Below are 20,077 nucleotides of genomic sequence, written 5' to 3'. Positions count from 1 at the left end.
ATCTTAAAATAGATTTGCTATTTTAAGCTTAACCTTGTTTATCAAAGATTACGCCGATTACTTCACGCATTCTTTTCATAAGCTCAATGGCTTCTTTTGATGGAATCTCACGTATGACTTTACCGCCATTACTTTCTTTAACGGTTACCATAAGTCCGGGTATATTCTCATCATATGAGAAATTTAAATCTGTGCCTACACGTTTCATCTCATCATTAAGCTTTTTGCTTAGTTCGCGTAGCTCATTTTCAAGCTGCTTTTTATTTTCTTTAGCTTGGTGCTGTGAGATTTCTTCCTGTCGTCGTGCCTCGATAGAGCGTGTATCTTCCGTGATAGCCCTACCGCTAGCATTAACCATATTAACAAGCCGTGTTCTAATGGTATTGCTATTATCGATTTTATTGATACTATCAATCATAACTTCCTCCTTGAAAGCTCCAAAAAGATTTAAGTAAAACAATATCGACTAAGAAATGAAATTTTTAATTTAATTTTATAAAATCTGTGGGATTGATATGTTTATCTTTTTGTGTGATTTCAAAACTTAGACGCTCATTTACTTTGCCAATAATCATTCCTTTTTTAATGCTTAGCCCTGTTTTGATAGAAGATTCTATTTTGTCCATATAGGCATAAATGGTATGTATGGCGTTGCTATGTTCAATAATTACTACTTTTTTTAACCCCGGTGCTTCTTTAGCATATACGACTTTACCATCAAGCACATTTTTTACATTTGCGTTGGGTGTTTTGGGGTTGAACATAATAGCGGCATTAAAAATTTTAAATTTATACACAGGGTCAAAATAGGGTCCAAATTTCTTTTCTATTATATATTGATCAAGTGGTGGGAATGTCTTAGGTCCTTTATATGCGATAGTGGGCATATCTCTATATGATGTGCCAAATTGTTTGGGGGCTTTAATACTATTGGGGCTTTTTTGATTATTGATAAAGGCTTGTTGTTGATTGGTGTTTTGGGCTTTCTGCTCTTTGACAATATTAAGTTTAGAGAGAATATCATCAAGATTCTTACGTTCTTTAACAATGTCTTTAAGCTGCTGGTCATAGACTTTGAGTTCGGCTTGCATTTTGTTAAGAGTGATTTTTTGCTGCTCTTTGGCTCGCTCTAAATATGTTTTTTTGTCAGTTTGTGTTTTGATTGAGTTTTGAAGTTGGGAAATGGCATTTTCAATTTTTTGCATTTCACCAGTGAGTATATTTTGCTTGGCATTGATGTTTTTAATCATTTTTTGATTATATTTGTGCAAGATGTCATAGATATAGTGCTCCACTACACTATCTTCGGAATCAATATTTGCATGGCGGTTAATGATCATTTGGAAAGCAATATTTTGTGTGAAAATCTTCACCACTTGTTCTTCCATATTTTTTTTTTGCCTAATGAGTGTGTCTAGCTTTTTTTGAGAATCTTTGAGGGTTTTTTCCTGTGAGAGGGATTTACCTTGATTTTGGGTAATATCTTTTTGTAGTGATTCTATTTGCTTGCCAAGCTGGGTGAGCTCATTATTCTTAGTATTAATAGCCTTGCCTAGCTCATCAAGCTTTTTGTTGATAGCTTTTTCTTGAGATTGTGCACTGGCAAGCTTATCTTTATTTTTTGCAATATCTTGTTCGACATTTGCCATACATAAGGTGGCAATGACACATACCCCAATCCAGCTAAAGATTCTCATTAGAGGTCTTTTTGCTTAATGATGACAAAAACCACTGATACGATAGAAACAAGCACTGACGTAAAGAGCAAAATAATAAAGTCGCTGCCCATACGGAATATGTCATTTGTTACTTCAAGTGTGGTAAGGACTTCTTGCATTTTATGGTAATTGATGAGATAAGCCATACCCACGATAATGGCAATGGCAGAAATAATAGAATCTATAAAGGCAAGGCGGAATAAGATGCCATTTCTCATCCACGCAGGTGCACCCAAAAATGCCATAATCTCCATTCTATCGCTATGCTCAAACTTCCAAATTTCAATTTGTTTTACCATTAAAATATAGCTAAGAATAGCAATCAATGAAGCAAATACAATAATAGAGCCTTTAATAATCAGGAGGAGTTTATAGACTTGTGAGTGGCTTTTAGTAAAAGATTCTACCTTTGTTACACCATTGAGTTTTGAAAGGGTGGTATTGATTTTAGCCAATCGATCTTCATCGGGGAAAGAAGAGAGTTTGAGCGAGTAGAAAAAGGGCAACTCTCTTTGAATAGCTTCAAGGCTTTCACGACTTAAATCTTTTTTTAATTCACTCATCATATAATCGGGGGCAATGGCTTTAAGCTCCTTAGCTTCGCGTATAAAGCTTTGAATCTTATCTAATGTAAGTGCATTTTTAGAAGCAATAACAATAGAGTAACTATCTGAGAGTTTATTCTCGTGCTTATTTACCGCACGATTGACAAGCATAATGCTTTCAAGGCTAAATAGAAGGGCTAAAAGCGGAATGATCAGCGCTAAATGTCTCCTAAGCAAATTCATAAACCACTCCTTCTTCGATATGTAATCGTCTATATGGGATATTTAGCCTATCGGGCATTCGGTGGGTGACTACAACAACGGTAATGCCAAGCTGCTCATTTACGCCTTTGAGGAGATTCCAAATTAATTCACTTGAATAATCATCAAGGTTACCTGTGGGCTCATCGGCAAGGATTATGGTAGGATTATGAGCTAAGGCACGAGCCATTGCTACACGTTGCTGCTCACCACCGCTTAGCTCTAGGGGGAATTTATTTGCTTTATGTGAAAGCTTGATATGCACAAGGAGCTTTTCCACTTGGGATTTGCATACTTCTTTTTTATAGCCATTTATAACCATAGGTAGCATTACATTGCGCTCAATATTCCATTCTTTAATAAGTTTGTAGTCTTGAAACACAATGCCAATGCTGCGGCGCAAGTGATTGATGCGATTTTTAGAAGCTCTTTGCATACTTACCCCAAAAACATTAAGATGTCCGCTTTTAACACCCAAATGCCCAAAGAATGAGCTTAAAATCGTGCTTTTTCCGCTTCCTGAAGCTCCTGTGATAAATACAAATTCCTTTGCATTAATACTAAATGTTGCATCTTTAATAACAAATTCATCATTATAGCCTAGATTAAGATTTTTCGCTTCAATAATTGCGCTCACATATTACTCCTGTTTTAAAATCTGTGTCAAATGTGTGTGTGCTTTGATAGCTGCTTGTGTGGGGATAGGCTTGTTGCCAATATAATGTGCGATTGGGGTTTGAGCAAAGGTGATTTGCAAAAACGCATTTTGAGGTTGATGAAAATCCCCAAAACACAGGGTCAGCACATATATATCTCCTGCACAATATAAATTATCGATATGTAAAAACCAGTCTTTAGCGATTTTTTTATATGGAAAATTTGTGTAATTATCCAAATTTTTTCTTAGAATTTTATCAAAAGAGAAGTTTTTTTTATAATTTTTCATATTTTCTGGGGTATTTTGCACGTTTTGTTGAAAAATTTTCATATCATAAATGTCCTTTTGCTGCCTCTCCCATCGCGCTTCGTATTTGCTTGTGATAATATTTTTACAATTTTTATGCACTTCAAGGCTTATGTGTGGCTCATTTAGAGCAAGATTCAAAGCGTCTTTAAAATATATCTCATCATCGCTTCGTAAATGCAACATTCCTTTTGAATCTAAAACGCGCAAAGATTGTGTGAGAAATTTTTGTGAAAAGATACGTCTATGTGGTTTTTTGTTCCACGGGACAGGGAAATGCACATAAATACCTTGTCCGATATGGGCAGGGAGAATCTCAAGCAAGATTCTTGCATCAGCATTGATAATATAGAGATTTTTTAAGCCTAAAAGCTCAATCTGCCTTAGAATCTGTTCAATAGAAGGTGTGTGAATCTCTATGCCCATACATACAAGATGAGGGTTGCTTTGTGCTAAATGTAAAAGGTGGCGTCCAGAGCCAAAGCCTATTTCAATAAGGCAGTTATGATGAAAATCTAAAAAGTATTCTATATTTTTAAGAAAGGGCGATTGGAGATTCTGACGCGGAGAGTTATCACTAAGATTATGGTTTATAAGGGAGGTTTGTTTAGAGCTTAGAATCTTAAGAGAATCCTTAAGTATCCCTGTAGATAAGCTTCTAGCAGTTTTTTCGCATTTTATAATGGCATTATTCTTTGCCTTCCTGTATTGTTTGCGGAGAAAAAATTCTTTGTCTTTGTGTCGCACAAGGATAAGGGATTGCGTATCGTCATTGCATTGTAGAGCCTCATATACAAATGTAAAGCCATCTTGCGTAAAGGGCAGTGGTGGCAAAGATATATGTGAGGCAAGAAAATGGGGCATTCTTATTTACTGCCTTGAATGAAAAGCTCTATTTCTTTTGTAGGGGCAGATTCGATGCCATTTTTATCGATACTTGCCACACTATAAAGATAACGTTTGCCTGCTTGCATTTCTTTATCGATAAATTGATTATCATATATATCGATAAAACGAGCACTTTGACCCCATAGCCCACTTTCTTTGCGATAAACGACATAGCCTGCTATGCGCTCATCACTAGGTGTTTCCCAAGATAATATAGCTTTATTATCAGCTACTTTAGCTTCAAAGTGTTTGGGTGTGATAGGTGGCGGAAGGCTAGAACCTTTCGCAGGATTACTGCTTAATCGCCCTTGTAAGCCATTATCCCCTAAAAGTACGACTTGATAATAGTAGCTCACACCATCTTCTTTTTCTTTTAATTTATGCGTGTAGTGAGTTTGATTAGTGGTGGCAAGATTTTTGTAATTTTTGTCATTGGTGGAATAGGAGATTTTATAATACTTTTTGCTCACACCTTGCGTATCAGGGGCTTCTTGCCACGTGATAGTAATTGCACGTGGTAAATCTGTGGTGGCTTGAATATTTTCAATAGGGGCAGGTTGGGGCGTTGTAGTAGCACTTACGCTTCGAGAAGGCTTACTTTTCACACCCTCATGGCTTTGAGCGATAATGCGATATGTGTAAGTTTCCCCATCTTTTAGTTTTTTGTCAAAATATTCTACACTTAAACGATGAGGGATAGTCTTAATCGTTTTAAACTCCCCTGCTTTATTTAATCGCTGAATGAGATATGAATCTACGCTAGGATTGGGGTGGGGAGAGTAGATAATCTTAATCGTTCGAGGCTGGTTATTGATGGCAAAAATACTCTCTACAGGATCGATAAACGAAGTTTGGACGTGAATGGGCTCGCTTTTGGGGGATATGGTATTATTTTCGCCCAATATCGCAAAGGCATAGATATATTTTGTTTGTGGTTGGAGATTGATGTCGTAAAAATGCGTTGCAAAGCGATTTTTAATCGTAGCAATTTTTTGCCACCCTTTGCCACTGCCCGATTGAGAGCGATAGATAACAAAACCTTGTACATTTTCATCTTGAAGCAGATTCCACTCAAAGCCCACAGAAGAGACATCAGCAAGTGTATTAACAGAATGAAGACGCGGTAAGGAAGCATCTTCTTCTAGTTTTGCGCCAAAAGATGAAAAACAAGCACTAAGAAAAACACTCAAAAACGCGCATAACCCTATCTGTTTCAAGGAGCTGCATAATGTTTTGACAATCATTTGGTATGTCCTTTGTGAAATGTGTTTGTATAAATTCTAGCATATCTCTAAAAATAGGTGCTTTAAATATATGATTTTGTTTGCTTCTTGGGTGATTAAGATAGAGTATATAGGCGTGGAGCAAGATTCTCTCTTTATAATGGTAGGTATTTATATGGCTTTTATACCCATAGAGTGTATCGCCTAGAATATGGCGGGAGAGGCTCTCTAAGTGGGCGCGGATTTGATGAGTCCTGCCTGTGTGGAGCTTAATGGCAATGAGTTCGCAATGTCCGTTATTTGAAGTGGCAAGTTTTATAAACGTGCTTTTAGAATCCCGCACTCCCTTAGGGATAGCATTTTCATCACGAATATGAATCTTGCTCATCTTAAGGCGGTTGTGGGGATTGCGCCCCATATAGCATTGCACTCGTTGATTGCTTTTAAGCGGTGTATCAATGATGGCAAGGTAGTATCGTCCCATTTGACGCTCTTTTAAGTCTTTAGGAAGTGTTGTGTAAGCAAGAGATGATTTAGCAATCGCTAATGCGCCGCTTGTTTGCTTATCAAGGCGATGGATAATGCCATATCGCTCCTCGCCGCTTAAAGTGTGTAGAATATGGGCATTTGCCTTAAGCCAATCTGTAAGGGTAGGCTCTTTGACACTTGGGGCTTCGTGTATGACAAGATGAGGAGGTTTATTAATGATAAGTATATCGCTATCTTCATAGAGAATCTCAATCTTAAAGCGCTCATCATTGGGATTAAAGGCGGTATGGATAGATTGCATAGATGCTGTAATATGAACAGATTCTGTAAATAGCTGTGAATGTGCTGTGCAAATATCTACTTCAATGCAATCATTAAGCTTAAGCAAAGTGCCATTTTTCAAGCAAGGTGTGTTATTGAGAAAAACTTTTTGAGATTTGATTAAATGATGGATTTGATTTTTGCTATTTTGGAGTTGTGAGCTTAGGTAAGAATCTAAACGCAATTTGCCATTATTTAAGTCAAGGTTTGATACAATAAAACTCTGCATTTTAATCCCATTTTGTGATTTTATTTAAGAGGAAAAATAGTGATTGATAGACGGATTCTAGCATCTTTTGATTATATTTTAATTTTATTTGTTCTACCACTTGTGGGATTCTCTCTCTTTCTTTTAAATGAGCTAGATTCAGTGCTTTTTGCAAAACAGGTTAAATATATCAGCTTGAGCTGTGGCTTGATGATATTCTTATTTTTTATCCCTTTTAGGAAGCTTAATAGTGTAATTATGGCTTCTTATGTTATATGTCTTGTGTTGCTTATTTTGGTGCATTTTATTGGCACACAGAAGCTTGGTGCGCAACGTTGGGTGGATATTCCTTTTACGAGCTTTTCTATCCAGCCAAGTGAGATTATGAAAATTGCTTTAATGCTCTTTCTTGCTTCTTATATTACTACAAATCCTCCACCAAAAGAGGGCTATGGCATTAGAGAGTTTTGTATTATTAGCTCATTTGTGCTTGTGCCTTTTGTGATTATCCTTAAAGAGCCTGATTTAGGGACGGCTATGATTATTCTGCTTACGGGCTTTGGCACACTTTTTTTAATTGGGGTGAATAAAAAAATTTGGATTGCACTTGGGCTTGTTGTTGTTTTTCTTGCGCCTGTGGCTTATGTGGTCGATCCGCTTAAAGATTACCAAAAAAGACGTATCGTTGATTTCGTTTCGGATAAATCCCCTTATCAGGTAAATCAGGCACTTATTGCCATTGGAGCAAGCGGATTCCTTGGTAAATCTAAGGAAGAAGCGACACAATCTCAACTCAAATTTTTACCCTATGCGAATACGGATTTTATTTTTGCATATTTTATGGAACGTTTTGGTTTGCTTGGCGGTATTGGGCTTTTGACGCTCTTTTTTTGTATGATTGTGCATATTTTAAGTTTAGGCTTTGCCTATGCGCAGGATTATTTTTTGCGTGTGGTGGCAGGGTATATTGCGATTTTGATTTTTCTTTATGTGGGGATTAATGTTTGCATGGTGATAGGATTAGCCCCGGTAGTCGGGATACCTCTACCTTTAATGAGTTATGGTGGGACAAGCTTTGTCACCTTTATCACGCTTTTTACTATCCTTGAAAACATTCTTGCCTTTAGATTTGTTTTTGAGTATAATGCCACGACTAAACGCGGACCTTTAGCTCAGTTGGTCAGAGCACTCGGCTCATAACCGATTGGTCGCAGGTTCGAATCCTGCAAGGTCCACCACTTCTTTTATATACTTTTCATAAACAAATCGCAGCAAACTTCAATCAATCTAACATAAATTTGGCATTAAATATAAATTTATATTGTGTATTGCAATTATATCTTGAGTGGCTGAAAATACCATATTTACGCGTTTTTATACTTTTAAAGTAGATTAAGTTTAATCCACATATCAAAAAAAAGCATATTTTTTGTGAGAAAATTAACATTTTGCGCTTATTGTATGCTACAATAGCGAATATATATTAGCTTATAGTAAGGTTAGCTACGATGATTACTTGGATGCAAAAACATAAAAAATGGCTTGTTGTCACTATCTGGATCAGTGCTATTGCATTCATTGGTGCTGGAATGGTGAATTGGGGTTCATATGGGTTTGGCACAAGCAATGACAAGGTAGCTAGAGTAGGGGAGATAGACATTCGCATACCTGATTATCAGAGGGTGTATAATAATGTATTAAGAGAGTATGCGCAGATTCCACAACTAGGAGGCATACTTGATGAAGCTCAAGCTAAGCAGCTTGGCATACCGCAGATTGCACTCGAGCGTGTTATTCAGCAAACGCAGTTATTGAATTTTGCACGTGATTTGGGCTTAAGAGTAAGCGATGATGAAGTGGGGCAAGAGATTCTTCACGCTAATGTATATGTTGATGAGAATGGACATTTTAGTCAAGACGTATATAAGGCAGCCCTTAAAGAAATGCACATAAGCACAAATGAGTTTGAGGAAAATATAAGGAATGCACTTTTAATAGAGAAGGTTTTTACTCTAATGAACGCAAATCCTGCTTTGGTGCCTACCTGGTTTGTTACTCCTTTAGAAAGGCAGACAATACAATTAGCCTATGGAATAAGTGATAGACTTATGGTTAAAAGCATACCCATCTCTCAAATAAGGATTAGTGCAACCGATGATGAACTAAAGGCATTTTGGGAGCTTAATGCGAATAATTGGAAAACACCTATGGAATTTGAAATCGAGTATATTTTAGTACCTTTTAGTGAGCAGCACCCTGATAAAGAAGCTTTGAGAGAGCATTATGAAAATTTTAAAAGTGATTATCTTGATGAAAGTGGGCACTTGATGAGTATGGAGCAGGCTATGGATAGACTTACTTATGATGTGCAAAAGGTGGAGGCAGAGAGGATTGCTAAAAGAGAATATCGAGATTTAAGAAATGGTAGCAAGAGCGGCATAACTCGCACTATTAAAGAAGATGAGGGCTTTTTTGTAAAACGTGGCATTGATTTGGTAGTGGCAGATATAAAGGCTGCACACGAAGGGCAGGTGCTAAAGCCTATTGAGGCAGATGAGGGCTTTGTAACCCTAAAAGTGCTTCATAAAAAAGAAAGTGTGAATAAGAGGTTTGAAGAGGCTAAGAGTGCGGTTAAAGAGCAGTATATACGTCAAAAAACAAAAGATGGACTTGTCGCGCTTGCTAAAGAAAGCGTAAAGGATTTTAAAGGCATAGATATTGGATTTGTAGATAGATTCTATAAGGGCACTATTCTTGCGCTTAATGATACGCAAAAAGCTCATTTTCTCTCTCAAGTGTTTTCTTCTCAAGCTTTGGAGGGCTATGTGCTTTTTGATGATCAGGCGGTCCTTTATCGTGTATTGGAGCAATCCTATAAAATAAACAATCAAGCTGACGATATAACAATGTCTGCTAAGAATATGAAATTTCAGGTTACTTTTGATGCGTTGGTCGAATATCTTCATAATACTTATAAGACCACTATTTATATTGATGTAACTAAGTGAGGTAGGAAGTTTTGAGTCGAATTATTTTGGGTGTCGATATTGGTAGCACAAAAATTTGTGCAATTATTGCTGAGATTAAAGATGATGGCATACCGCATATAGTTGGCACAGGTATTCATAAAGCAGAAGGTGTTAAAAAAGGTTCTATTACTAATATCGAGCAAGCTTCGATGTCGATACGAAATACCGTTAATGATGCAAAGATGGTTTCAGGAGAGCAGATAGATAAAGCCATTATTTCGCTTTCTGGGGCTTATACAAAGAGCATACGAGAATCAGCGATTGTTAATGCACCACATAATGAGATTGGGCTTAAAGAAATCCATCGTGTTATGCAAACAGCTATTTATAATGCTGCAATACCCGAAGATCACGTGCTTATCCACGCCTTGCCTTATGAATTTCGGCTAGATGGGCAGAGTTATGCTGAAGATCCTATGGGTATGAGTGCTTCGCGTCTTGAAGCGTTTGTGCATATTGTTACAGCTAAAAAAACAGCATTAGAGAATCTTAAGCGTGCTGTGCGTGAGGCAGGATTAGAGATTGAAAATATTGTGCTAAGCAGCTATGCTTCATCAATAGCGGTTTTAAGCGATGAAGAAAAAGAGCTTGGGGTAGCCTGTATCGATATGGGAGGGCAAACTTGTGATTTGATGGTGTATAGTGGCTATTCTATGCGATATTGCGATTTTTTAAGTGTAGGTTCTCATAATGTTACTATTGATTTAGCCACTGCTCTTAACGCCCATCCTAATACTGCCGAAGAGATAAAAATAGAATTTGGGAAACTTATTTTAAATGAAGAAGATAAGACAAAATCCATTAACGTTCCTATGATGGCAACAGGTAAAAATACCACAAAACTTGTGTCAATGGAGATTATCCATGCAGTGATTTTTGCCCGTGTGGAAGAAACTTTGAAGCTCTTAGAAAAAAGCATTGAAAAGAGTGGCTTAAAAGACAAGATTGGTGCAGGTATTACATTAACAGGTGGTATGGCAAATCTTGATGGTATGCAAGAGTGTGCTTCAAGCATTTTTCGCAAACCGGTGAGAATCTCAAGACCCATAGCAGTAGATGGACTTTTTGATAAGCTCAAAGGCACAGATGGAGCTACGGCAGTGGGATTAATCCTGCACGGAGCCGGGCAGCATACAAATTATGAAATGGATTGTGAGAAAAAGATTCGCTATAAGAAAAGTAGTGTTACCACAGATAATAATGATATACATAATATTGAATTGCCAAAAAATGCCATCCAAGAGCCAACATTGGGTTCAAAAATCACACAGATTGAAAATTTTACAGAAATTATGACGTCCAAGGAGGACAAACATAATAATATTGTTGTAAGATTTTACAAATGGGTGAGTCAATTATTCTAGGGAGAAAAATATGGAAAATGTCATAGATATTCAAGAAGTTCAGCCTCAACCACAAGGAGCACTTGTTACGACCATTGGTGTAGGCGGTGGCGGATCAAATATGATTAATTATCTTATGCAGGTTAATCCGCATAAATCAGTGAAGCTTATCGCGGCTAATACAGACGTTCAAGCTCTTTATAAAACAAATGCCGACATTAAAATCAAACTTGGTGAAAAGCTCACAAGAGGTTTAGGCGCAGGGGCACAGCCTGAAATAGGAGAAAAGGCAGCACTAGAGACTTATGAGGAGATTAAAGCTGCTTTAAGTGGTTCAGACATAGTATTTATCTCTGCTGGGCTTGGTGGTGGCACAGGTACAGGAGCTGCTCCCGTTGTGGCTAAAGCCGCAAAAGAGATAGGAGCACTCACCGTTTCTGTGGTAACTAAGCCTTTTAAATATGAGGGTGGCAGGAGGACAAAGCTTGCCGAGGAAGGTTTGCAGAATCTTAAGGCAGAGAGCGATTGTATCGTGGTAATCCCCAATGAGCGAGTGCTTTCAATTATCCCTAAAAATTATAGTCGGACTGAAACTTTTAATATGATTAATGATGTGCTTGCACGTGCGGTAACAGGTATGTCTAATGTTGTTTTGAATTGTGGTGAGGGTGATATGAATGTGGATTTTGCCGATGTGCAGACGGTGATGAGTTATAGAGGTTTGGCTCTTATGGGGATTGGTGAAGCCACAGGTGCTGATGCAGCAAGTGAAGCTATGCGTTTGGCTATACAATCTCCTTTGCTTGATAATATTTCTATTGATGGGGCAAAAGGTGTGCTTGTGAGTTTTGAGGCACATCCTGATTACCCAATGAATGCGCTTAATGACGCAATGGAAATTGTGCATTCATTAGTTGATGAAGATGCAAATGTGGTTATGGGGACATATACGCGCAATGATGTATCTGCCGATTATGTAAAGGTTACGGTTATTGCTACAGGCTTTGAAAAAGAAATTGTAACATCTGCTAATGATACGGATATGTCAAATGTGCAGAATCCTTCAGCACAAGCGCAGGATAAAGGCATTCAGGAGCTTAACGAACATTTCCGTGTAGTTTCTCAATCTTTTAAAGAGGAGCACGGATTATTTGAAAATGAGCTTGATGTGCCTGCCTATCTACGTGCTGCAAGAGATTGATAATATATTTATATGCCAACCTATAAAAGTGTCGTAAGGGCAGTGAGCGATATATTGGCGAAGGCTTTTTTAAGGGGGAGCGAGAGGGTAATCCAAAGAGTTTACTTCTTTAAGCCCTAAAAACATCAAGAATCAAAACTTCAACAAAGTAATATGTTTATAAAAATAAAGAGTTAAACATAAAGCATCGTTTAAGGAGTAGAGGTAGATGGCGTGCTCGGAGGGATTCAAACCCCCGACCTACAGGACCGCAACCTGTTGCTCTATTCAGCTGAGCTACGAGCACATAATAAAGGCGATATTGTAGCTAAATATCCTTAAGCGTGCTTTACATTTTTAAGAATCTTAAATGTCATACATATAAGACTTGCAAATATATCATAGGGGTGATTAAGAGGTGGTTAATGTTCTTATCACCACTCCTGCTTGAAAGATATGCCCCTCTTCCTCCATCGTAGAAATTACCTCATTTTTTATCTTTTCTTTTTTAGGGGGGGGGGGTGTTCCTTTTCTATCCCCTCCCCCGCTGTGGAGATTGCCTTACTCTTTATCCCTCTCCTTTTTTGGGCAGATTTTGCTTCTACTTTCCCCTTCCCTTGCGATGGTGGGCAAAGCAGGGGAATAAAGAGAGAGAGGGGGATACCCTCAAGGAAAGAGGAGGGGAAAATCCCTAAAATCACAAGAGATGGATAAGGAAAAAGTCTTAAGAGGATTTCATAGTCTCTAACATAAGAGAGGGCTTTAGAAATGTTATATTCCCCATATACACATTAAGGGATTTTTCCCCTTTGTGTTGTTTGCTTATATGAGTAGATTTTGGCTGCGGGTTCTGGCAAGATAAGCCATAGATAGCGCTAGAGATTTAAGTTTGATAAAGTTCATTAAGCTATAATAGCACTTTTCTAAAAGGATTTATATGCTCAATAAAAAGATTCTAGTAACTGGCGGCGCGGGATTTTTAGGATCGCATTTATGTGAGAAGCTCTTAGAGAGAGGCGATGAGGTGCTATGTGTGGATAATCTCTTTACCGGTGCAAAGCATAATATCGCGCATTTGCTTACTCATCCACGATTTGAATTTATGCGGCATGATGTTACATTCCCGCTGTATGTGGAGGTTGATGAGATTTATAATCTCGCCTGTCCTGCCTCTCCAGTGCATTATCAATTTGACCCCGTGCAAACAACTAAAACCTCCGTGATGGGGGCGATTAATATGCTAGGATTAGCCAAAAGAGTAAAGGCTAAGATCCTCCAAGCCTCCACAAGCGAAGTCTATGGCGACCCTGAAATCCACCCACAAGTAGAATCTTACAAAGGCTCTGTGAATCCTATCGGTATTCGTGCGTGTTATGATGAAGGGAAGCGTTGCGCGGAAACATTATTTTTTGACTATCAAAGACAGCATAATCTTAATATCAAAGTGATGAGGATTTTTAACACCTATGGTCCTCGTATGCACCCCAATGACGGGCGAGTGGTGAGTAACTTCATCATTCAAGCCTTGAGGGGAGAGGATATTACCATTTATGGCGAGGGCAAACAAACGCGCAGCTTTTGCTATGTTGATGATTTGATACGTGGAATGATAGCGCTTATGGATAGCAGAGATGGATTCTATGGACCTGTGAATATCGGCAATCCCAATGAATTTAGTATGCTAGAACTCGCGCAAAATGTGCTAGAGCTTACAAAATCAAGCTCAAAGCTTGTATTCCTTCCCTTACCGCAAGATGACCCCAAGCAGCGGCAGCCTGATATTGCCTTAGCGAAAAAAGAGCTTTCTTGGCAGCCCTGTGTAGAGCTTAAAGAAGGCTTAGCAAAGACGATAGATTACTTTAAGAGCTTCCTATGAAAAATAATTATTTCCTCTATAATCTTAGAGGTATTGCACGTAGCCTTATCCCGGCGGTGTTTTTGCCTAAAAATAGAGAGAAGATTCTGCATAATGTGCAGGATAGGGCAGATATTGAATATATCAAATCGCGTGTGGATTATTATTGTCAGCTTAAGAGACCTATTCAGCTTGATAAAGAGGCGAAAAGCCTTGATTATCTGCGTTTTACACGCAAGAAAAGTGTGTATTTCTTTGATACGTATGAGTGGGCTTGTTATTTTCCGCAACATTTTAAAGCGCATTTTATGTTTGGGGATATAAATTTTATCTGCCCTAAGCCCTCTATTACTAAATCTCGCCCGATTGAATCGTGGATAAAAGCACAGAATGTAGCAGGGCAAAATGCAACGAGGGGGGGGGCAGTAGATGAACTCCCACCATTTGCTAATTCTACTTTGCTTAATCTTGAGAAGGTGCGGCATTTCACATTCATTAATGATCCTTATGCTTTTGAAGACAAACGCGATATGTTATTTTATCGCGGGGGTATTTACCAGCCACATCGCACTGCCTTTTTTGAAAAATATTTTCATCACAAAATGTGTGATTTAGGACATACGGGGAGCAAAAGTATCCATAAAGATTGGCAAAAGCCTAAGATAGGTATCGCTCAACATCTCCCGTATAAATTCCTACTTTCCCTAGAGGGTAATGATGTAGCGAGTAATCTCAAATGGGTGATGAGTTCAAATTCCCTCTGTATAATGCCAAAGCCCAAATTTGAAACTTGGTTTATGGAAGGCACACTCTTGCCAAATATCCATTATGTGGAGATTGCCCCTGATTATGCTAACCTTGAAGAAAAGCTTACATATTTTATCAATCACCCTGATGAGGCTAAAGCCATCATTCATAACGCACACGAATATATCAAGCAATTTTTTGACAAGCAAAGAGAGGCGATCATCTCACTTTTAGTGCTTGAAAAGTATTTGTACTACACAGGACAGATTGATAAATTAAGAATCTAACTCTCTTTAGCTCTTGTAAATGTGCGAATAATCCAAAAATAAAGCGTTAGTTTAGTTTTACCCCTGCAGGATTTATTTAAAAAAGCTTTGTTTTACAGAAAGTTTCACTTTGTCCTTAAAAGCTAATTGCTTTGAAAAGATGTCATTTGTGAGAGTGAGTAGTCTATCTATGAACACCTTTAGCATTGAATGGCACGAAGTAGAGATTTGATTTCATACCGAAGCAAGACTTATATTGTAACAGCAAAGGCAATAGTGATTCTAGACCTTTAAAATTAGCTTATGACTAAGACAACGTCTTAGTCATAAGCTAATAACTTTAGGCGCTAGTAGGGGCTCTGCCTCTGCTAACAAGACCTTTCGGCGATTATATCGCAGTAGCAAGGGCATAATGAATCTACTTTACACAAACCAGCGCCAGTATATAAAGGCAAAAAGCGTTACAAGCACAATTCCCACTACACTTAGCACAAATCCAAACCGCACCATATCCCAAGTTTTAATATTCCCTTTGGCAAATACAATCGCATTAGGCGGCGTGGATATAGGTATCATAAATGAAAAACTCGCGCAAATGGTAAGTGCAAGCATAGTGATAGCAGGCTCACTGCCTTTTAGGAAAGATTGCGTAGCAGTGTAGATAATAGGCAGCAAAATCGCAATAAGCGCGGTGGTGCTTAAGAATCCTGTCGCGATTATCGCACACACACAAGCTAAGAATAAAAACACGATAAAAGGCAGATTCTCAAATTGCCTAAAATACCCTTCAAATACCCCACCAAGCTGGGATTGTGAAAAGGCAGTAGCGATACAAAATCCCGCCCCAAATAAGAAAATCAGCTCATAAGGAATAGACTTAGAATCATCCCAATCTAAAAACCCAATCTTTGGCACAAACATCAATAGCCCAAAGGCAAGCAAAATCACATTTTCATTCAAGCCCAAGCCGCTATAGAATGGCTTAATCGGGGAGTTAATAAAAAGCACAGCTAATAAAATAATGATAAAAAACAAAAGCCGCTTGTGCGCGGGGGTTATCTCCACATCATCAAAGACATTAACCTCTAATGAGTGCTCATTTATCCCATAAGAGAGGATAGAAATCATGGCAAATAGCATAAGGCAAGTGAGCGGTGCCATCATAAAAATCCACGTAGTAAAGCTAATGCCTTCAAAACCAAGACTTTCTAAATATCCTAGGAAAATTAAATTAGGTGGTGAGCCAATAGGTGTGGTAATCCCGCTGATACTCGCGCCAAATGCCACAGCGAGTAAAAAGCGCATTTTTAAAAAATAATCTTGTGTGATGGAGAGCGCAATAGGCAAAAGTAAAATTGCCGTAGTGGAGTTTGAAAGTGCTGTGCCTAGCACACAGGCAGCTAATCCTAATGCGGATATAACGCCCTTTGGTGTGGTAGGGAAAAGCCCTAGAAATTTTTTAGCTATCACGCGGTGTAAGCCGATTTTTTCTGTCGCTGTGGCGAGCATAAAGCCCCCTAAAAAGAGGAAAATAATAGGATTAGCATAATTTGCCGTGGCACTTTGAGTATCAAGAATCCCAAAACTTGGGAAAAGGATAATAGGTAGCAGTGAGACCACGCCTAAGGGCAGGGCTTTATTCGTCCAAAGGGTAACAAGCAAAGCGATAATGCCAAGCAGAGCCGATACCTTAAAGGACGCCTCGAGGTAAGTTTTTGCCAAAAATGCCGCAATAAGCCCAAGACACAATGCCACAAGCATACCGATAATCGTCTCATACGTTATACTCTTCTTTTTAGCCGCTTGGGTGAAATGTGTGTAGATTCTGCGTGCTTTCGCCCTCCTGTATGCGTTTAAATGTGGGGTTTTGCGCGATTTAAGCACGGCTTTAGTAGCCTTTGTCTCTTGTGTCTCTTGTGTTGTGCTATCTTCATTTTGCTTAGAGCTTTCTCCCGTAGTAGAGGGCATTTGCGTGGGAGAAATAGGAGTCATATCTGGCATATCCTCTTGTGTGTGCGAAGTATTTTGCGATGTCTTTTGCGCTTTGCGTGGCACAGGGCGTCCTTTATATGATGTATTGATGATAGAAACCCAACTTTAAGCTCAAATCTTATGCTTGTTTGCATTATAAAGTAGGAAGTTTTAAGAATCTAAAAGGTGTGATTATAGCATAATTTGTACGGCAGGGTAAAGCCTATATCGATATACATATACCCCCTATATGTATTTACTCATTTATGCCATAATCACATTTATTTTTCTATTGAAAGGCTATGTAATGAATCCCGCAAATCCCGCGCAAGAAAATAGAGACGATTTGAGCTGCTCCTGCTGTGCAAATCCCGCGCAAGATTCACAAAATAGCAAGAAAGATATGTATTATATCATCGCTCTAATCGCCATTTTTGGCGTGTGTATGGCATTGCTCCATATAGAATCTTTAGCGCGATTTGAGCTTATGCCTCCACTTATCTATATTGTGCTCATTGGTATTTATTGCTATGCGGGGAAGCCTATTTTTCTGCATTTTTGGGAAAACTGCAAAAACAGGGTTTTTTTTGATGAAAATACCCTTATGCTCTTTGCCACAATCGCAGCGTTGTGTATTGGCGAGATAAGCGAGGCGGTGGCTGTAATGCTCTTTTTTCGTGTGGGAGAGTTTTTAGAATCTTTAGCCATAGAGAAGTCTAAGCGCTCTATATCTGCGCTTTTGGAGGTTATGCCTGACATCGCGCATAAAAAAGACAAAGATACACTCATAGATTTGCCCCCCCAATCCCTGCAAATAGGCGATACAATCTTTATCAAAGTAGGAGAGAAAATCCCCACTGATAGCCTCATTATCAAGGGGAAAAGCTATATCGATATGCGCTCAATCAATGGCGAGAGTGTGCCTGTGGGGGTTAAAGAGGGAGATTCTATCATAGCTGGGGGCATAAACACAAGTGCTTTGCTTGAAGCAAAAGTGCAAAAGCCTTTTAAAGATTCTCATATCGCTAAAATCGCTGCTCTCACGCAAGAAGCAAGCGCAAACAAAGCCAAAACGCAAAAAACTATTACATCTTTTGCACGCATTTATACGCCTATTATTTTTGTGCTATCTCTTTGTATCGCCTTACTCCCGCCACTTTTTAATGGAGAATGGCACGAGTGGATTTATCGGGGGCTAGTAGTAATGATGATAAGCTGCCCTTGCGCACTTGTAATCGCCGTGCCTTTGGGATATTTCGCTTCTATTGGACGCGCAAGTAAGGAAGGAGCGCTTTTCAAAGGCTCTATTTACCTTGAAACGCTCTCTTTGGTAAAAAATATCGTATTTGACAAGACAGGCACACTCACGCTTGGCACATTCCAAATACTCCATATCTCACCAAGCAATGGCTACACAGAAGATTCTCTACTTGAACTCGCCGCTCTAGCAGAGGCACACTCAAGCCATCCCATCGCTACTTGTATTAAACATCGCAAACAAGTGCAGATGGAATCCCTTATATCCTATGAGGAAATCAGTGGGGAGGGAGTGTGTTTAGTATGCGATAGGGGGGAGATTCTCGCAGGGAATGCTACATTACTACAAAAGAGACATATTGCCTTTGAAACACAAGAGAGTGCTCATACTATCGTGTATATCGCCCATAATGGGGTATATGCCGGATATATTTGCATAGGTGATAAGCTAAAAGAGGGGTTAAAAGATGATTTAGAGGCTTTAAAACAATGTGGCATAAGGCATTTTGCCATTCTTAGCGGGGATAATCAAGCAAGTGTCAATGCCGTAGCTAAGGAGCTAGGCATTACCCAAGCTTATGGGAATCTTCTCCCTGCACAAAAAGAAGCCAAACTCACGGCATTGATGAGCCAATGGAAGGGAAAAGTCGCCTTTGTGGGCGATGGGATTAATGATTCTATCGTATTAGGGCGAAGTGATGTAGGCATAAGCATTAACACAGGGGAAAGTAGTAATGATATAAGCAAGGAGAGTGCGGATATTATCTTGCAGCGCAACTCATTGTGTGGGCTAGTAAAGGCTTTTCACATCGCTTTTCACACGCGTTCTATCACGTGGCAAAATATCACCTTTGCGCTTATAAGTAAGCTTATGCTGATCATTTTAGGGATTATGGGTATTGCGAATATGTGGTTAGCGGTGTTTGGCGATGTGGGCGTGGCACTCCTAGCCTTGCTTAATGCTATGCGTCCCCCACGCCCTCACAAAGTAGATTCTAAGTAAAACTCTTAAGCCACAATCTCTAAAATAGCTCCTTAATGTCTCTCTCTAGCACTTTTGCAATCTTATAGAGATGTTCTAAATTAAAATGAATATTCTTATATCCCGCCTGTGCTCCAGCGACTAAAGAGACAGATTTATACCCGATAGCTAGGCTCAAATCAAGCTGTGATAACCCCTTTTGTTTGCAGATTCTAGCGACATTCTAAGCGATGGCGTGATGGATAGGTTCAAACAAAGTGAGCCCTGCAAACAATCAGGCAAATATACAAAATGCTAACAAAGGGACAAGCGGGATAAATCAACAATACGCCCAAAACAAGGCAATAGAAGGTATCGCAATAGCAAATCCACGCCTTATAACTACAAGATTCTAGGAGAGATGGAGGGCAAGGACAATGCCAATGACACACGAGGAGCAACAAAAAGGAGTTTGCGAGAAGGCGTAATTAATGATTTAAAAATGAGGCGGGAGCAACGGCTAGCTCAAGCAAATGCGTTATGCTAAGAATTATGAAAGAAGAAGCAAAGTGCACGAGTGGTGGTAAGGTATTTGACTGCGCCAATGGCATACTTCAAGGCACTAAAGCTGCTTATCCCCTTTCATATAGAATCCGCGCTGATCTATATGATTGCGGCGATAAGCAACATTAAGGTATAAGATTTAATGCTATTAAAGCAGATAATATATCTTTAAAGATAGCTCAATACAAGTGTGGGTGGTTATATCACATACGCACAAAGTGCCCACTTACATTTGTAAAGTGAGTTTCACAAGGTAGAGATTCTCTAATCTATTATACCCTTGCTAT

Annotated in this window: 17 protein-coding genes and 2 tRNA genes; 9 read left to right on the top strand and 10 right to left on the bottom strand. The window is 38.9% G+C overall.

Annotation, left to right across the window (positions count from 1 at the left end; all coding sequences use genetic code 11):
* Positions 1–28: 28 nt before the first annotated feature.
* The 7 genes from V3I05_RS03005 to V3I05_RS02975 form a co-directional block, all read right to left on the bottom strand.
* Entirely contained in the window at positions 29–418 is a 390-nt protein-coding gene (locus V3I05_RS03005) for a FlaG family protein (RefSeq protein WP_295701175.1), read from the bottom strand.
* Between the two features lie 64 nt (positions 419–482).
* Positions 483–1,697 carry a murein hydrolase activator EnvC family protein gene (locus tag V3I05_RS03000; RefSeq protein ID WP_300732049.1) on the bottom strand — a complete coding sequence of 405 codons (1,215 nt, stop codon included), beginning with the start codon at positions 1,695–1,697 and terminating at the stop codon, positions 483–485.
* Positions 1,697–2,506 carry a cell division protein FtsX gene (locus V3I05_RS02995; protein WP_300448559.1) on the bottom strand — a complete coding sequence of 270 codons (810 nt, stop codon included), beginning with the start codon at positions 2,504–2,506 and terminating at the stop codon, positions 1,697–1,699. Before V3I05_RS02995 ends, V3I05_RS03000 begins: the two co-directional genes overlap by 1 nt.
* Positions 2,493–3,161 carry a cell division ATP-binding protein FtsE gene (locus V3I05_RS02990; RefSeq protein ID WP_300448561.1) on the bottom strand — a complete coding sequence of 223 codons (669 nt, stop codon included), beginning with the start codon at positions 3,159–3,161 and terminating at the stop codon, positions 2,493–2,495. The genes V3I05_RS02995 and V3I05_RS02990 overlap by 14 nt, the downstream gene beginning before the upstream one ends.
* Before the next feature lie 3 nt (positions 3,162–3,164).
* Positions 3,165–4,352: a tRNA (guanosine(46)-N7)-methyltransferase TrmB gene (gene trmB / locus V3I05_RS02985; protein WP_295701185.1), complete on the bottom strand. Its 1,188-nt coding sequence runs from the start codon at positions 4,350–4,352 to the stop codon at positions 3,165–3,167.
* A gap of 2 nt (positions 4,353–4,354) precedes the next feature.
* Entirely contained in the window at positions 4,355–5,620 is a 1,266-nt protein-coding gene (locus V3I05_RS02980) for a hypothetical protein (protein WP_343353964.1), read from the bottom strand.
* Positions 5,550–6,638 carry an RluA family pseudouridine synthase gene (locus V3I05_RS02975; RefSeq protein WP_295701191.1) on the bottom strand — a complete coding sequence of 363 codons (1,089 nt, stop codon included), beginning with the start codon at positions 6,636–6,638 and terminating at the stop codon, positions 5,550–5,552. The genes V3I05_RS02980 and V3I05_RS02975 overlap by 71 nt, the downstream gene beginning before the upstream one ends.
* Positions 6,639–6,677: 39 nt before the next feature.
* Between V3I05_RS02975 and V3I05_RS02970 the strand changes: the two genes are divergently transcribed.
* The 5 genes from V3I05_RS02970 to ftsZ all read left to right on the top strand — a co-directional run bounded on the left by V3I05_RS02970 (position 6,678) and on the right by ftsZ (position 12,190).
* Positions 6,678–7,817, top strand: coding sequence for an FtsW/RodA/SpoVE family cell cycle protein (locus V3I05_RS02970; RefSeq protein ID WP_295701227.1), 1,140 nt, complete (start codon positions 6,678–6,680; stop codon positions 7,815–7,817).
* A tRNA-Ile gene (locus V3I05_RS02965) sits at positions 7,779–7,855 on the top strand. Before V3I05_RS02970 ends, V3I05_RS02965 begins: the two co-directional genes overlap by 39 nt.
* Before the next feature lie 270 nt (positions 7,856–8,125).
* The gene (locus V3I05_RS02960; RefSeq protein WP_300451140.1) at positions 8,126–9,625 is read left to right on the top strand and encodes a peptidylprolyl isomerase; all 1,500 of its coding nucleotides are present in this window, start codon (positions 8,126–8,128) and stop codon (positions 9,623–9,625) included.
* Between the two features lie 11 nt (positions 9,626–9,636).
* Entirely contained in the window at positions 9,637–11,010 is a 1,374-nt protein-coding gene (gene ftsA, locus V3I05_RS02955) for a cell division protein FtsA (RefSeq protein WP_343353963.1), read from the top strand.
* A gap of 10 nt (positions 11,011–11,020) precedes the next feature.
* Positions 11,021–12,190 (top strand): cell division protein FtsZ, encoded by a 1,170-nt coding sequence (ftsZ, locus tag V3I05_RS02950; protein ID WP_295701200.1) that lies wholly within the window; start codon positions 11,021–11,023, stop codon positions 12,188–12,190.
* 209 nt (positions 12,191–12,399) lie between these two features.
* Here the strand turns inward: ftsZ and V3I05_RS02945 are convergent.
* Positions 12,400–12,476: transfer RNA gene (locus V3I05_RS02945), tRNA-Arg, on the bottom strand.
* A 630-nt stretch (positions 12,477–13,106) separates the two neighbouring features.
* Between V3I05_RS02945 and V3I05_RS02940 the strand changes: the two genes are divergently transcribed.
* Together V3I05_RS02940 and V3I05_RS02935 are read left to right on the top strand one after the other, a co-directional pair.
* Complete coding sequence (locus V3I05_RS02940; RefSeq protein WP_295701202.1) at positions 13,107–14,045, top strand: UDP-glucuronic acid decarboxylase family protein; 939 nt, start codon at positions 13,107–13,109, stop codon at positions 14,043–14,045.
* A complete protein-coding gene (locus V3I05_RS02935) occupies positions 14,042–15,058 on the top strand; it encodes a glycosyl transferase family 90 (RefSeq protein WP_300448571.1) in 1,017 nt (338 codons plus the stop codon). Before V3I05_RS02940 ends, V3I05_RS02935 begins: the two co-directional genes overlap by 4 nt.
* 402 nt (positions 15,059–15,460) lie before the next feature.
* On the opposite strand, the gene V3I05_RS02930 is transcribed toward V3I05_RS02935, so the two are convergent.
* Positions 15,461–16,798, bottom strand: coding sequence for an SLC13 family permease (locus tag V3I05_RS02930; RefSeq protein WP_369699038.1), 1,338 nt, complete (start codon positions 16,796–16,798; stop codon positions 15,461–15,463).
* Between the two features lie 517 nt (positions 16,799–17,315).
* Here V3I05_RS02930 and V3I05_RS02925 point away from each other — a divergent pair.
* Positions 17,316–19,268 (top strand): heavy metal translocating P-type ATPase, encoded by a 1,953-nt coding sequence (locus V3I05_RS02925; RefSeq protein ID WP_300448576.1) that lies wholly within the window; start codon positions 17,316–17,318, stop codon positions 19,266–19,268.
* Between the two features lie 19 nt (positions 19,269–19,287).
* On the opposite strand, the gene V3I05_RS02920 is transcribed toward V3I05_RS02925, so the two are convergent.
* Positions 19,288–19,425: a hypothetical protein gene (locus V3I05_RS02920; protein ID WP_295701213.1), complete on the bottom strand. Its 138-nt coding sequence runs from the start codon at positions 19,423–19,425 to the stop codon at positions 19,288–19,290.
* Positions 19,426–19,766: 341 nt separating this feature from the next.
* Here V3I05_RS02920 and V3I05_RS02915 point away from each other — a divergent pair, with 341 nt between their 5' ends.
* Entirely contained in the window at positions 19,767–19,919 is a 153-nt protein-coding gene (locus tag V3I05_RS02915; protein WP_295701220.1) for a hypothetical protein, read from the top strand.
* Positions 19,920–20,077: the final 158 nt, after the last annotated feature.

Origin of the sequence: Helicobacter mastomyrinus (assembly GCF_039555295.1) — a bacterium.
GTDB lineage: Bacteria > Campylobacterota > Campylobacteria > Campylobacterales > Helicobacteraceae > Helicobacter_C > Helicobacter_C mastomyrinus.
This window is presented reverse-complemented; position numbering and strand designations above follow the sequence as displayed.